The sequence below is a fragment of the Rothia sp. P5764 genome, from assembly GCF_048512965.1.
In the GTDB taxonomy this organism is placed as follows: domain Bacteria; phylum Actinomycetota; class Actinomycetes; order Actinomycetales; family Micrococcaceae; genus Rothia.
This window is the reverse complement of the sequence record NZ_JBLXXQ010000001.1, coordinates 721814-735011: the sequence shown is the minus strand read 5'-3', so window position 1 is coordinate 735011 and position 13198 is coordinate 721814. Positions and strand designations below refer to the sequence as shown.

The 13198-nt window shown below is 53.7% G+C and carries 12 protein-coding genes; 9 read left to right on the top strand and 3 right to left on the bottom strand.

Annotated elements, in window-relative coordinates:
- The first annotated feature begins 83 nt into the window (after positions 1-83).
- Together ACN08Y_RS03345 and ACN08Y_RS03340 are read left to right on the top strand one after the other, a co-directional pair.
- Positions 84-587, top strand: a complete 504-nt coding sequence (locus ACN08Y_RS03345) for a hypothetical protein (RefSeq protein ID WP_419111831.1) — start codon at positions 84-86, stop codon at positions 585-587.
- A gap of 32 nt (positions 588-619) precedes the next feature.
- The gene (locus tag ACN08Y_RS03340) at positions 620-853 is read left to right on the top strand and encodes a hypothetical protein (RefSeq protein WP_419111830.1); all 234 of its coding nucleotides are present in this window, start codon (positions 620-622) and stop codon (positions 851-853) included.
- Positions 854-897: 44 nt separating this feature from the next.
- Here the strand turns inward: ACN08Y_RS03340 and ACN08Y_RS03335 are convergent, their stop codons facing one another.
- The gene (locus tag ACN08Y_RS03335) at positions 898-2130 is read right to left on the bottom strand and encodes an acetylornithine deacetylase (RefSeq protein ID WP_419111829.1); all 1233 of its coding nucleotides are present in this window, start codon (positions 2128-2130) and stop codon (positions 898-900) included.
- 224 nt (positions 2131-2354) lie between these two features.
- Here ACN08Y_RS03335 and ACN08Y_RS03330 point away from each other — a divergent pair, with 224 nt between their 5' ends.
- Positions 2355-2876, top strand: coding sequence for a gluconokinase (locus tag ACN08Y_RS03330; RefSeq protein ID WP_419098821.1), 522 nt, complete (start codon positions 2355-2357; stop codon positions 2874-2876).
- Between the two features lie 42 nt (positions 2877-2918).
- Entirely contained in the window at positions 2919-4325 is a 1407-nt protein-coding gene (locus ACN08Y_RS03325) for a GntP family permease (RefSeq protein WP_419111828.1), read from the top strand.
- 84 nt (positions 4326-4409) lie between these two features.
- On the opposite strand, the gene ACN08Y_RS03320 is transcribed toward ACN08Y_RS03325, so the two are convergent.
- Positions 4410-6074 carry an alpha-keto acid decarboxylase family protein gene (locus tag ACN08Y_RS03320; protein ID WP_419111827.1) on the bottom strand — a complete coding sequence of 555 codons (1665 nt, stop codon included), beginning with the start codon at positions 6072-6074 and terminating at the stop codon, positions 4410-4412.
- A gap of 446 nt (positions 6075-6520) precedes the next feature.
- Between ACN08Y_RS03320 and ACN08Y_RS03315 the strand changes: the two genes are divergently transcribed.
- The 5 genes from ACN08Y_RS03315 (at position 6521) to ACN08Y_RS03295 (ending at position 11854) form a co-directional block, all read left to right on the top strand.
- Complete coding sequence (locus ACN08Y_RS03315; protein ID WP_419111826.1) at positions 6521-8518, top strand: DUF6541 family protein; 1998 nt, start codon at positions 6521-6523, stop codon at positions 8516-8518.
- 220 nt (positions 8519-8738) lie between these two features.
- Positions 8739-9473, top strand: a complete 735-nt coding sequence (locus ACN08Y_RS03310) for a glycosyltransferase family 2 protein (protein WP_419105176.1) — start codon at positions 8739-8741, stop codon at positions 9471-9473.
- Between the two features lie 2 nt (positions 9474-9475).
- Complete coding sequence (locus ACN08Y_RS03305; protein ID WP_419111825.1) at positions 9476-9880, top strand: DUF2304 domain-containing protein; 405 nt, start codon at positions 9476-9478, stop codon at positions 9878-9880.
- A 7-nt stretch (positions 9881-9887) separates the two neighbouring features.
- On the top strand, positions 9888-10991 hold the full coding sequence (locus ACN08Y_RS03300) for a glycosyltransferase family 4 protein (protein ID WP_419111824.1): 1104 nt from the start codon (positions 9888-9890) through the stop codon (positions 10989-10991).
- A 26-nt stretch (positions 10992-11017) separates the two neighbouring features.
- Positions 11018-11854 carry a glycosyltransferase family 2 protein gene (locus tag ACN08Y_RS03295; protein ID WP_419111823.1) on the top strand — a complete coding sequence of 279 codons (837 nt, stop codon included), beginning with the start codon at positions 11018-11020 and terminating at the stop codon, positions 11852-11854.
- Positions 11855-11861: 7 nt separating this feature from the next.
- Here ACN08Y_RS03295 and ACN08Y_RS03290 read toward each other — a convergent pair whose 3' ends face one another.
- Positions 11862-13154 carry a hypothetical protein gene (locus ACN08Y_RS03290; RefSeq protein WP_419105172.1) on the bottom strand — a complete coding sequence of 431 codons (1293 nt, stop codon included), beginning with the start codon at positions 13152-13154 and terminating at the stop codon, positions 11862-11864.
- Positions 13155-13198: the final 44 nt, after the last annotated feature.

The following is a 13198-nucleotide window of genomic DNA, read 5'->3' as shown; positions in this document are numbered from 1 at the left end:
GTCAGCAGGAAATAGACCCGGGGTAGGCACTTTTGTTACGGTGCCTCTAGGCAGACTATCGGCAGGGTATCTACACTGGGCTTATGGTTGCCAGCTATCACTTTGTGCCCTACCCCCTAGCTCCCGGACTGCACCCCGTTCTGGCAGGGATCCTCACGGTTCCTGTCATCGAAACTCACCCCGGGGAACCTGGCACCATCATCTATGTGCAAGGGGAAATTGAACAAGACCCTTACCACCCGCCGGGCCGTTCTGAGATGAGCGTGACCTATAGGCCCGAGACATCTGCCGGCATCACAATTCGGGCTACCTACACGCAGAGAACAAAGACCTGGGATATGAGCCTAGTGACTTTGCCTGTGATGGGGCAGCCCGGCTGTCCTTTGCTTAAAGAGGTGAGCCCTGGGGTCTTTGAAGGCAAACTCCCCGGGGACGACGAAACGGGACGAGAAACCCGGGCACTGACCGCTTTTATGGGTGCCGTGCGCGCCCTCATCGAAAGAGAATGTGGCCCTGATCCTTACCCGGCGGCAGAGATACTCGCACAAACTGCTGGGTTCTCACCCTCAGCTACCTCAACAGGCTGACCCTCTACCTGCGAAGTAACGGAGACTGGGCCATGCTCTGGGAATCACTTGACCGCAGAGCACCTTTGCACGAGGAAGTGGGTATAGGGGACCCTGCTACACCCACCGTCTCTTCTCGCTACCAAGAAGCCCCGTACCAGCGGTGGATAGCTCTGGGTAAAGAACTCCAGAGCCGGGTAGCAACCGAGCTAGGAGAGAGCTACACCGTGGAAACCATCTACAGGCTAGACACCGCTGAAGACCTAGGAGACCTGCTCAGTAGGTAATAGCAACTCAACCTTGCAGTTTGGAAGAACCTATTGATAGGTTCTTACTGGGCGCTGGTTGCCCATGCCAAAACCTTCTCCATAAAGCGCTCGCAGGCCTCAATCTGGGCTAGCTCAATCCATTCGTTAGGAGTATGCGCCTGTGCAATATCACCAGGTCCGCACACCACAGCCTGCACACCGCCATAGAGGGCAAACTGGCCAGCTTCGGTACCGTAGGTAACCTTAAGAGCTTCCCGCGACCCCTCACGCCCTGCCCAGTCATTAGCCAGACCAATAATCTCAGCATCACCCGCAGTGCCCAGCGCAGGAACAACAGCCAAAAGCTCGTGCTCAATACCCACCGCCGTCTCAAACTCACCGGCAGAAACACCCGCCAATTTCTCCGCATCACGGGCACGCGACTTAAGGGCTGGTAGCAAATCGTCGGCTATCTTAGCCTCAAGCTGGGCTATCACTTCATCGGTCGTCATCTGAGGTACCGTGCGAAAGTCGTACTCCAAGACCACATGCTCACCCACAATGTTGTACTGGATACCCCCACGCGCAAAATTCACTCCGCCAGTGGACGACGGAACAATAAAACCCTCGTCAAAGGGGCCGTGCTCCCGCCAGCCTGCCGCTAGCTGCTCAAAGAAAGTAATGAACTCTGCCGCAGGAGCTAGAGCATTAACCCCGTGGGGGGCTAGTGATGCGTGCTTAGCGACACCGGTAAAAGTCACCCGGCCCCGGTGGGCGCCCTTATGGGCCGAAATGACCTGCATCATGGATGGCTCACCGATTACTGCGAAATCGGGTTTTACCCCGCGCTCGCGGAATTCTCGGATCATGGACGGTGCTCCTACACAACCAATTTCTTCATCATAAGAGAAGGCGCAGTGTAGGGGACGGGTGAGCTGGGCTTGGGCGATGCGGGGGAGTAGCCAGAGAATAACCCCGATAAAAGACTTCATATCCGATACTCCCCGGCCATAAAGCTTGCCATCGACTACGCGCGGTGAAAAAGGGGCAGTAACTGTCCAGGCCTGACCCTCAACCGGAACCACATCGGTGTGCCCCGAGAGCACCAATCCGCCACTAGTAGATCCATCGCTGGCCGGAATGGTGACAAAAAGGTTGGTGCGCTGGCCGTCATCGCTGTGTGTTAAATAGGGGGTGAAACCATACTTCTCAAATTCTGCGGAGATGAGGTCGATGACTGCCCGATTACTGGTCTGGCTAATGGATTCGGTGCGAATAAGCTTTTCGATCCAGGGCAGGCTGGCAGGTGTAGACACTGGTGTCCTTTCAGGGGATTAAGCTGATTTCCAGCTTACTCCCGCAGAGGACTCTAAGAGTGAATATGCCAAATAAAGCATGTTATTTCTATTCTCCGATGGAGGAGGACCTAAAAGGATAAGAGAATATACCTGAGGGTGAAAATCCTAGTCCTTGGCTTAGCCTAAGACCTGGTAAAGCAATAAATTAGGGTTCGTGACCCCCTCGGTGCATAATAGGAGGAATGAAAACACATGGCGCGCATCATATTGTGGTGATGGGGGTCAGTGGCACCGGGAAAACCAGTGTCGCCCACGCTCTGCGTGATGAGCTGGGCTGGGAATTCATCGAAGGAGATGACTTGCACCCAGAATCCAACATCCGCAAAATGAGCGCAGGAATACCCCTCAACGACTCTGACCGAGGCCCTTGGCTAGAGAAAATTGCCTCCTGGATTCAGGAAGCAGATAAACGAAAAGCTAAGACCCTGGTCACCTGCTCGGCCCTTAAGCGCGCCTACCGCGATGTACTCCGAGAAGCATCACCGGGACTTGTGTTTCTGCATCTCACCGGCGATAAAGACCTAATCGCTGAGCGTATGAAGAGGCGCACAGGCCACTTTATGCCGCTTTCACTACTTGAGTCACAGCTAGCTACCCTAGAACCTCTCCAAGAGGATGAAAAGGGTGTAGCTGTAGATATCTCAGGGGAGATGCCCCAGGTCCTTGAGAGAGCTTATGCAGCTCTAGGCCTTAGCCTGACCTAGCCCGTAACCACATCATCTTATCCATCAGGAAAGTAGTTCCTCATGCCCCTCCCCGACGACTGGAGTCAGAGCCTGACCGCAGGCCCGCTTCTAGCTATAGCCGCCGGTGCAATTTTGCTCCTGCTACTTCTCATCATCAAACTGAAACTACATGCCTTTCCCTCCCTGATCATTGTCAGCCTCCTGACCGCAGTAGCCACAGGCATACCGATTACCAGTGTTGTACCGGTCATGCTCAGTGGCTTTGGGTCTACACTTGCCTCCGTAGCCCTGCTGGTGGGACTGGGCGCAATGCTGGGTGCTCTGATTCAGTACTCAGGTGGCGCCCAGGTGCTAGCCAATAAGCTGATCACAGTTTTTGGTGAGAAGAGGGCTCCTATTGCCCTTGGTGTCGCTTCAATGCTCTTTGGCTTCCCCATCTTCTTTGATGCCGGGCTGGTTGTCATGCTACCCATCGTCTTCTCAGTAGCTCGCTGGGTCGGAGGTTCCTTGCTCTACTACGGTATTCCCGTTGTAGGTGCCTTCTCGGTTATGCACGTCTTTGTTCCACCCCACCCTGGGCCGGTATCTGCCGCAGCATTCTTTGAAACAAATGTAGGAACCCTACTACTTGTCTCACTCCTGATCGCAGTCCCAACCTGGTACCTGGCAGTCTACCTTTTTAGCAAGCTGGTAGCCCAGAGAATTAACCTACCGGTTCCGTCACTTCTGGGGTACGAAGAAACTCAGGAAGATCCTACCAACCCGCCCTCTTTTGGAACGGTTCTTTTTGTTCTGCTCCTACCTATGGCCCTTATTTTTTTCAATACGGGCCTCAACACCCTTGCCACCGGCGGTGTCCTACCTGAAGGTTCAGCCAACCAAACCTGGTTCCAGGTCCTACGGCTCTTAGGAGAGACTCCCGTTGCCCTGCTCATCACCTGCCTAGTTGCCATGTACCTGCTAGGCTTCAAGCGTCAGGACCAGGCAGCCGGACTACAAAAGATTATGGACGGCGCCCTGCCCGCTGTCTGTTCGGTTATTCTGATTACCGGTGCCGGCGGTATGTTCGGTGGGGTCCTGCGCTCCTCAGGGATTGGTAATGCCCTAGCTGATGTACTGGGTGATTTAGGGGTTCCGCTGATTTTTGCAGGCTTCATGATTGCGGCCATCTTACGTGTAGCTCAAGGCTCAGCCACCGTAGCTCTGACTACCGCTGCTGGCCTGATTGCCCCCGGTGTTCTAGCAGCTAACTACAACTCAATTCAGCTAGCCGCCCTGGTCGTCTCAGTTGCCGCCGGTTCTGTAGTGCTCTCCCACTTCAATGATTCAGGTTTCTGGCTGGTCAGTCGCTTCTTCCGCATGGATGAAAAAACTACGCTCAAAACCTGGACCGTCATGGAAACCCTGATCGGCATAACTGGTTTTGCCGGTGCCCTGGCAGTTTTTGGAGCCGCAAGCCTACTCTAGAGCCTGACTCCCTGAGAAAGGTCAGATGACCTCAGAGGCCGCCCCTTCTGTTGAGGGGGCGGCCTCTGAGCTCTCTATGAGTTATTACTTCTTCTTATTGAGCTGGGCAGCCTGTGCACCAAACTTCTCTAGAAGCTCAGGCATGTCCATGGGGGCGGTGACAACCTCCACAAAGACCAGCTTGTCGCGGGTTTCACGAGCAAGGTGGCAGGCCTCGTCAAATTCACGAATAGTGGCGGCTCGAAGAATAACAGTGTTGTCTTCTCTTCCCCCAAAGGCACCGGGAATCTTTGACCAGTCATAGGCCGTGATGTCGTTGTAGGAGGCGGTGACACCGTGGATTGAACGTTCAATGGTGTAGCCATCATTGTTAATCAGGAAGATAACCGGGTTGATCTCTTCACGGATAATTGTGCCAATCTCTTGGATCGTGAGCTGGGCAGAGCCATCGCCCACCATCAGTACACCGCGGGATCCCTGGTCAGCCATAGCCGCTCCCAAGAGAGCCGGAATGGAATAGCCGATCGACCCCCATAGTGGCATGCCAATAAAACGTGAGTCCTTGGGGAACTTGCGGGTAGCCATACCAAAGAAGGAGGTGCCCATATCGACTACCACGGTGTTCTTAGAATCCAGGTTGGAGGAAAGAACCTTCCAGAGGGCGTCCTGGGTGAGTGCCTCATCGGTAATCTGGGGGAGTGGCTCCTGGGTGGTGGTTGCCTCAAAGTCGGTACCACTGAGCCCCAGTTCCAGCGCGACTTCCTTCACGATGGTCAGCGACCTGGCCATGGTCAGTGGCGCATAGTGGCGGCCCGCGATACTGGTGCTCTCAGCCGCAACATTGATTACCCGGCTAAAGTCAATGGAATGCGAGTAGATGCCGGTGGTGGTATCGGTAAGCTCTACACCAGCGCAAATAAGAACCTCGGCATCCTCAACTACGGCACGTGTCGGCTCGGCAGAAAGCCCACCCACATAGATACCCGCAAAATTAGGTTCCGTCTCATCGAGAACAGCCTTACCCCACATGAGTGATGCGAAGGGGAAGCCGGTTTCGGTCACCAGGTCCCGCACCTCAGCTACGGCACCTAGCCTCTCGGTCATAATATCGGCAAGTACAGTAACCTTCTTACCCTGCATAAAATCAGCTACTGCCTTGCGGAAAGCCTGTTCAATATCGGGTGAGGAAACCTTGCTGTCTACCTCAAGTGGCTGTGCCGGTGGGGTGGTAGGCATAGTGGATACATCAACAGGGAGCATCAGGTAGCCGGGCTTGCGCTGAATGACGGCGCTTCGGATCACACTGTCAATGTCACTGGCTGCAGTGGCAGGGTGGATAGCGGCTACAGCGGCAGAAACCTCCGAGGCCATACGCATGAAATGCTTAAAATCCCCATCACCTAAGGTGTGGTGCATACGCAGGTGGGAGTTCTGCGCGGCAAGGCTAGGGGCACCCACAATATGGATGACGGGGACGTTTTCTGCGAAAGAACCGGCAGTTGCGTTAATAGCGGACAGTTCACCTACGCCGTAGGTGGTAACTAGTGCACCCAGACCCTTAACACGGGCGTACCCGTCTGCGGCATAGCCAGCGTTCAGTTCGTTGGCGTTGCCCACCCAATCTAGCTTCTCATGGGCCAGAACATCGTCCAGGAAAAAGAGGTTAAAGTCCCCCGGGACGCCAAAGACCTTATCGACCCCTAGCTCAGCCAAGCGATCGAGAATATAGCGGCCTACGGTATAAGTCATCGTCGACTCCTTCTCTAGTACATCATGCAGGTTATTAGCACCTGCCACAGTCATCTAACAGTTTAATCGCTCCTGCAAGACCCCCCGAGCCGGTTTGCGCTTACTCTTGGTCTGAGGGTGCACAAATGGGTGTTTAATAGAAGATCCGCCTGTATGTGAGGGGCTCTAGGGGGGCTTATGCGGTGATTGTTGCGGTTTCGGTAAGAAGGGGATGAGAGTAAGGTCCTGAGGTGTAGCGGGTACGGAAGAAAGATAGTGTGCAGGAGACTAGCCCGCCCTAGCTCTGAGCTTGCCCGGTACTTGCCGTGATTTCTGCAGGTTTAAGCCCGGGATTAACAAGGCTCAAGAATAATATGTCTAAAATAGGAGATACTTTTGATCCGAACCCATAGAGCTCATGGGTTGAGTTATACCGGATATTTTATCCCCGAAAGGTAGTGGGACTGGTGAGCTGGTCTGTTCTTGTGCTTCCGGTTGTTATCTGTGTGGCGCTTCTTGTTCTACCGGGGCTATTCCTTGTCCTAGCGACAGGCCAGAAGGGGCTAGATGCCCTAGCCCTCTCCCTGCCTGTATCGGTGGCCACTATTGGGCTAAGCGCCATAGTTGCACCCCTGTTGGGGATCAGGTGGTCTATAGCTGTTCCCTGCCTGAGCGGGCTCATATTAGCCCTCCTTACCTACCCGCTGATGCGGTTGCTGCAGAGATATAGGTGGTGGGATACCCCCCTGCCCCTCACGGCAGGTAGCCCATCCACACTGAGCCAGTCACAATGGTGGGGGCCTCAAAGTATTTATTCTGTCCTAGGATTTTTTCTAGGGGTTGCCCTCCTGGGCCGCGGTATCCTGGGTGCTCTCGGTAGCCCAGATGCTATTGGGCAGTCCTTTGATGAGCTCTTTCATCTTAATGCGGTCCGGTATATCGCTGAAGAGGGCAATGCCTCGTCCTTCTTTGTCGGGACCATGACTATTGATGCCGACTCATCCTTTTACCCGGCTGCCTGGCATGCTATCCCTGCCTTGGCCCTTGGAGCGGCTCAAGATTCTGTTCGGGCGGCAGTCAATAGCATGGCTTTAACGGTTGGTGCTTTTGTCTGGCCTATCAGTACTCTCTACATGGTGCGCCATATCCTGAGGAACAACCCGGTATCGCTGGTGGGAACAGGGGCTATTTCGGCATCTTTTATAGCCTTCCCTTTTCTTCTCATGCGCTGGGGGATTCTCTATCCCAATAGTTTGGGAATTGCGCTTATTCCTGTGGGTATCGGTCTAGCTGCCCAGATTTTTAGACTTGCGCATTTGAGGACCCTAGCTAGTGTTCAGGGAATTTTCCTGGGAATTTTCGTTTGCCTGGGCATAGGCTTAGCCCACCCTAACGCGGCACTTACTTTGCTGGTTCTTTGCCTACCTATGGTTGTGGTTCGCATGTATCTACAGGTGCGCGCTGCCTTCAGAGGGCAGCTGGGTTGGCTACCTACCAGCTTCCAGTTGCTGGCGCTCTTTTCCTGCATCCTGGTCTTAGGTGTGCTGTGGGTACTGGTGCGCCCAGATATTGAGGCCGGACGTCACTGGGTACCTGAACTAACAGCCTCGCAGGCTGTGGGGGAGGGCCTGGTCAACGGAGTCATGAATACCGGTGCCCTCTGGGCTGTCAGCCTTTTGATGATTGTCGGTATATTTGTAACGGTTGCCCAAAGGGATAAAAAACTGTGGATTCTGGGTAGCTGGCTAGTAGCTATGTTTTTTCTGGTAGCTATCCGGCACCTAGATTACGATGAAGGCCGGTACGAAATTACCGGTGTCTGGTACCAGGATGCCTACAGGGTTGCTGCTTTTACACCCGTTGTAGCCCTACCCTTGGCCGCCTGTGGCTTATCTGCAATGAGTCAGAAATTGGTTGATTCTTTCTCCCCAATCCTACGGGGGCGGGTGAAGGAAGGAGTTCTATGGGCCGCTCTTATCTTGGTCTTTCTGGCTCCCCTCACCTACTGGACCCAGAATGCAGTAGGTTATACAGAATATCTTCAGAAACTTAAGAAGTACTATACGGTGACCGACTCGAGTTACCGGGTCTCCAATGACGAAATCGCTCTCTTACAAGAAATCAAGGGGATTTTGCCCCCAGGGTCCACCATTGTGGTGAACCCAGAGGATGGAGGGGCCTATGCTTATGCCATATCTGGCTATGAGGTCACCTCTAAGCATATACTTGCGGATGTTACGGAGGATGAGAGGACGCTTAAGCTCCATTTTGATGAGGCGGCTACCGACCCTGACGTCTGCCCGGCCATGCGACGGGAAAACGCCTTCTACGCCTTGGATTTCACACCTCCTCCTGGTCAACAAAAGGCAAGTGGCTTCGACCGCCTGGGGGAGGACCTCCCCGGCTACACTCAGATTGACCGTGTGGGGGCTGTCGGCTTATACCGGGCTGACCTCTGCATGTAGCCGCCGAGCTAGGGTTTTTGAGGTTGCCCCAAAAGAGGTAGGCTAAACCTTTGCGCACATCCTGCGCAGAAAGTGTTCTAAGCTGGGTGATTGAGAGACTCAGCTTGGTTTAGGGCCTACCGGCGGTGGACTGGGGAAGGGGCTCGGCCGGACTATAATTGAGGCTAGGTGCCATAAACAAGGCCCTAATTGATATTTTTGTGAGGAGAACTCCACGCCCATGCCTGCGGAACCCCTAAGAGGTAGTCTGAGTACCCTCATCATTATGCCCGCCTGGAATGAGCAAGACGTTATTGGTCGAACTATTGCAGAGCTCTACGCCGTAAAACCGCAGGCTGATCTTTTGGTTGTTAACGATGGTTCAACAGATAGAACAGCGCAGGTAGCCCGGGAGGCCGGCGCCCTGGTGCTGGACCTGCCCTATAACATGGGCGTGGGAGGTGCTATGCGTGCAGGTTACCGTTACGCCCAGCGGATGGGCTATGACGTTGCCCTGCAAATGGACTCTGATGGCCAGCACCCCCCAGAGTACATCGACACTCTAGTAGAAGCCCTTGAGGGAGCGGATATAGTCATTGGATCGCGTTTTGCCGGGTCAGATAGTTACAGTGTGCAGGGGCCCCGTAAATGGGCCATGCACCTGCTGTCCTTTCTTTTCACGCAGATATCGGGTGAGAAATTTACGGACGTCACCAGCGGTTTTCGTGCCGTGAATAAAAGGGGAATTGACCAGTATTGCGACTTCTTCCCAGCGGAATATTTGGGCGACACCATTGACTCCACAGTTATGGCCATACGAGCTGGCTGTAAAGTGATTCAAGTCCCAGTTGAGATGCGAGAACGTCAAGGAGGCAAACCCTCATCCGGACCTCTTAAATCAGCTGTCTACCTGATGCGCTCTTTTTTCGCCTTTGGTATATCCATGACCCGTAAAAAAACAGAAAGCGGGAAGTAGTCGTGCCATCTAACATATTTTTCCTGATCCTGGCCATTCTCATATTCGCTATGGTCTTTGCCCAAGTCCGCAATCAAAAGATGAAGGAAAAGTACGCCGCGCTGTGGCTGCTGGTCTCGGCAACCATCATTATCTTAGCTATCTTCCCACACCTTTTGGAGGCCCTGGCACAGTTAGCCGGGGTTGTTATGCCTGTTAATCTGCTCTTTATGTTAGCGATTATCATGCTCATAGGGGTCTGCTTACACCTAACATTAGACCTATCTCGTTTGGGGGAAGACACCAGAAGGCTGGCCGAAGAGGTAGCAATCTTACGGTCCCAGCTGGAAAAGCCAGATCATAGACCGGGGCCAGCTGCTATCTTGAAGGACCAGCCGAGCCAGGCAGCAAACCATAAGAGGAAATAGCTAGGGTATGAATATTGCTTTTGTCATTAATAATTACCCTCCCAAGGTGGGCGGGCTAGAACAGCATGTCTCTGCCCTAGCCGCTGAACTTAAAGACTTAGGCCACCAGGTGACGGTACTTACTTTAGGGGCCAAATCCCACTTCGCGGTAGAGGAAGGTATCAGGGTTTACCGGCTCAAAGAGTATCTTACCGTGGATGGAATTTTAGGTTTTCCCTCACCGCTGGGGATCCTGAAAATTGCCCGTCTGCTCAAAAGCGAAAAAATAGATATCATCTCGGTTCACACTAGGTTTTTTAGTATGAGCTGGATAGGAGCCGCCTTAGGGAAAATCCTGGGAATCCCCGTTCTGCATACTGAACACGGTTCAGGTTTTGTAGCTTCGGAAAAAGCTTTAATTCGCACTGCCAGCCGACTCGTTGATCGGACCTTGGGTGTTTTGACCCTGCGAGCGGCTTCACGGGTTATTGGGGTGTCAGAACCCTCCTGTGATTTTATTAAAAGACTTGCCGGGGTGGAGGCTGAGGTTTTCTATAACGTTTCTCCACTTCCTGCCCTAGCCCCTGAAGATGTAATTTTTGATCGTAAAAAGTTGGTCTTTCTGGCCCGGCTTGTGGAGGTTAAGGGTTGGAGAACCTTCCTTGAGGCGGTTGAGCTCCTAGCAGCTGATGACCCGGGGGTCAGAGCTCTTGTTTTAGGGGCGGGTCCCGACCTTGAAAAGGCTCGTGCTTATGCTAGTGAGCTGGGTATAGCTGACCGCGTAGATTTTAAGGGGTTTGTGGATCATTCCACGGTAGCCCGGGAGCTGGCCGGTGCTACCTTGGTCAACCCGACTGTTGCCGCTGAGGGCTTCCAGACCACCATTATTGATGCATACGTTTCACAGGCTGCCATTGTTACCTTCGATGTTTCTAGCGCCCGCGTACTTCAGGAATCCGGTGTTCGAGTTCGCATCGTGACTGACCGCGGGGCAGAAGAGCTGGCAGCTGCTATTGCCGCACAAATCGCAGAGCACGACGCTCAACCCCGCCCCATTCAGAGCCTAGAGCAGTGGGGGTGGCCTAGCCAGGCTAAAAAATACGAAAATATCCTCACAAGCTTAGTGAAATAGTCACCTCTGATAAGGAGTGGTTGCCTATGAAACCCGCGCCTGAACTTTCCGTAGTGATTCGAGGCGGCGATATTAATGACTGGCTATGCAAAACAGTTGAGTCTACCCTCAACAGTCAGGGCCTTAACCTTGAAATTATTTTGGTCCTCAATAGCCCAGATGTCCCATTAAAGGGTGAAGCCCTTGAGTCTCAGGAAAGAGCCTACAGCTGGCTTCAGGACCCACGACTGACTGTGCTTAGGTACGACCGCTACATCGGTGTTTCAAACGCTATGAGAGTTGGTTGTGAAAATGCTCGGGCGGATTTCATCGCTAACGTGGATGGCGATGATCTGGTGGATTCAACCAAATTCCGCACCCAACTGGACTATCTGGCTACCCATCCTCAGTGTGTTCTTGTGGGTACCGGTGGACGCCTAATCGACGGTACCGGTCAGGTTACCGGCCATTTTAAAATCCCTCTCGGTGATGATGTGCGCCGAAGTATGCTTCTGCTGAATCCCATACCTCACTCTTCTATCGTTATGCGCGCCCAGGCCTATAAGGAGGTCGGCGGATACCGTCAGGACCTGGAACAGTTCGAGGACTATGATCTCTTCTTGCGGCTAGCCAGATTAGGCGCTGTAGCCACTCTGCCTGGGCCTGGTATCAGCTACCGTGTGCACTCGGAAAATATCAGTAAGGGTGCAGGTGCCCGGGGTAGACATATCAAGGTAGTGGCTCAGGGACGCCGTCAGCTGGCTAAGGTGCTGGGTGTTCCACAGTTCCTTGCTCTGCCCCAGCACTTTATCTGGCGAGCTGTTCAGTTTATCCGGGTAGCTGGCCTTATCCGACCTTTGCACGAGTACTTTAAATTTTTGTAGGTAAGGTCTACTGCCTAGAACGGAAGAGGGCCTGCATTCCAGCAAGATGCACCGCTGCACCTACCAGCGGGCTAGATATGAGGGCAAGCAAGGTTCTGGCCTCTAGCCCCAAAGGGAAGATGAGGCAGACCAAAGCGGTGAGAAGGGTGGCGACCCACCCGAGCAGGTAAATACGGTGTGCCCCCATAGCCAGGGCCGCCGTCCCTGAGAGGGTAGTAAGAGCTAACAGGGCTGCTGCGAAGGTTAAGGCGGCCAAGAAGGGGCCAGTCAGTTGCCCAGCGTACTGTGTATAAATCAGATCGAAGAGCAAGGGGCCGATGAGCCAGGCCGCTAAGGCACCCACCACTCCCAGGCCGACTAAGCCCGCTAGGGGTTTAGCTAAAATCCTTGCGGGGCTTTGACTTTGGGTGATGAAGTAGGAGACCGCCACACCCTGAAAAGCCTGAAGAGGGAGCATAATGGGGGCTCTAGTGATGGATATACCCAGAATGATTGCCGCCATCAGGGTAGCTTCTTTTGCTGAGCTGGTGGAACTGGTGGCTTCAAGAAATACGGGGAAGCCCGTAGACATGGCGGCCATAGCCAGAGCCGTTCCCACCGCCAGCATCATGCTGATATAGGTAGTCCTTAGGTTACCGCTCAGGCGAATCGTGAGTGTGGAGCGAATCTGCGGTGAGAAAAGGATAAAGAAGATCCACAAAAAAGCGGTAGCTAAAAAGGACAGCTGGAAGCCTAGCGGACCTGCTCCGGTCACCGATGCAAGGTAGGTGCACAGCAAACAGAAGATACCGCCGGTAGCGATCAGAAGAGCATATTCGGTCCAGGCTCGGATCCCAGCGGCTGCACCGATAAAGTAAACGTGGCAGGCGTAAACGGTGGTGGTCAAGGCGATCAGGAGGGCTGATCGAAGGTCCTTAGCCGGAAGCACCGTCCCTAACCATACGGGAGTGAGGGCGAGGAAAACCAGGGAGCAGGTGACACCAACGAGCACTGCAGCTAGAAGGGGGTTATAGGTTGGTGAGCTACTGGAGTGCTGGTTTTTGAGACCTGTCCCAGCCCGGTCTTGCTGGGCAAGCCCCAGGAGCCTGGCTGATTCCTGTTGGACACCCAGAAGTGTTGCAAAGACAAGGGAGGTAAGGGACCAGAAAACGAGGAAGTCCTTGCCCTCCTGAGGTCCCAGGGAGCGGGTTGCAAGCCAGGTGACAATAAAAGTGGAGACGGCGCTAATAACTGATGAGCCGGTGATAAAAAGAGACTGCCCCTTGCTGATGACAGGTTGCTTGGATAAATCCTGCTTCACGAGCCCTCCAGTTTGATTCCTCATAGCCTTTAGTCCCTCTAGTC

Excerpts from the sequence above, each read along its gene's own strand:
- ACN08Y_RS03345 (WP_419111831.1), top strand. The coding sequence starts at position 84 with ATGGTTGCCAGCTATCACTTTGTGCCCTACCCCCTAGCTCCCGGACTG.
- ACN08Y_RS03340 (WP_419111830.1), top strand. The coding sequence starts at position 620 with ATGCTCTGGGAATCACTTGACCGCAGAGCACCTTTGCACGAGGAAGTG.
- ACN08Y_RS03330 (WP_419098821.1), top strand. The coding sequence starts at position 2,355 with ATGAAAACACATGGCGCGCATCATATTGTGGTGATGGGGGTCAGTGGC.
- ACN08Y_RS03325 (WP_419111828.1), top strand. The coding sequence starts at position 2,919 with ATGCCCCTCCCCGACGACTGGAGTCAGAGCCTGACCGCAGGCCCGCTT.
- ACN08Y_RS03320 (WP_419111827.1), bottom strand. The coding sequence starts at position 6,074 with ATGACTTATACCGTAGGCCGCTATATTCTCGATCGCTTGGCTGAGCTA.
- ACN08Y_RS03310 (WP_419105176.1), top strand. The coding sequence starts at position 8,739 with ATGCCTGCGGAACCCCTAAGAGGTAGTCTGAGTACCCTCATCATTATG.
- ACN08Y_RS03300 (WP_419111824.1), top strand. The coding sequence starts at position 9,888 with ATGAATATTGCTTTTGTCATTAATAATTACCCTCCCAAGGTGGGCGGG.
- ACN08Y_RS03295 (WP_419111823.1), top strand. The coding sequence starts at position 11,018 with ATGAAACCCGCGCCTGAACTTTCCGTAGTGATTCGAGGCGGCGATATT.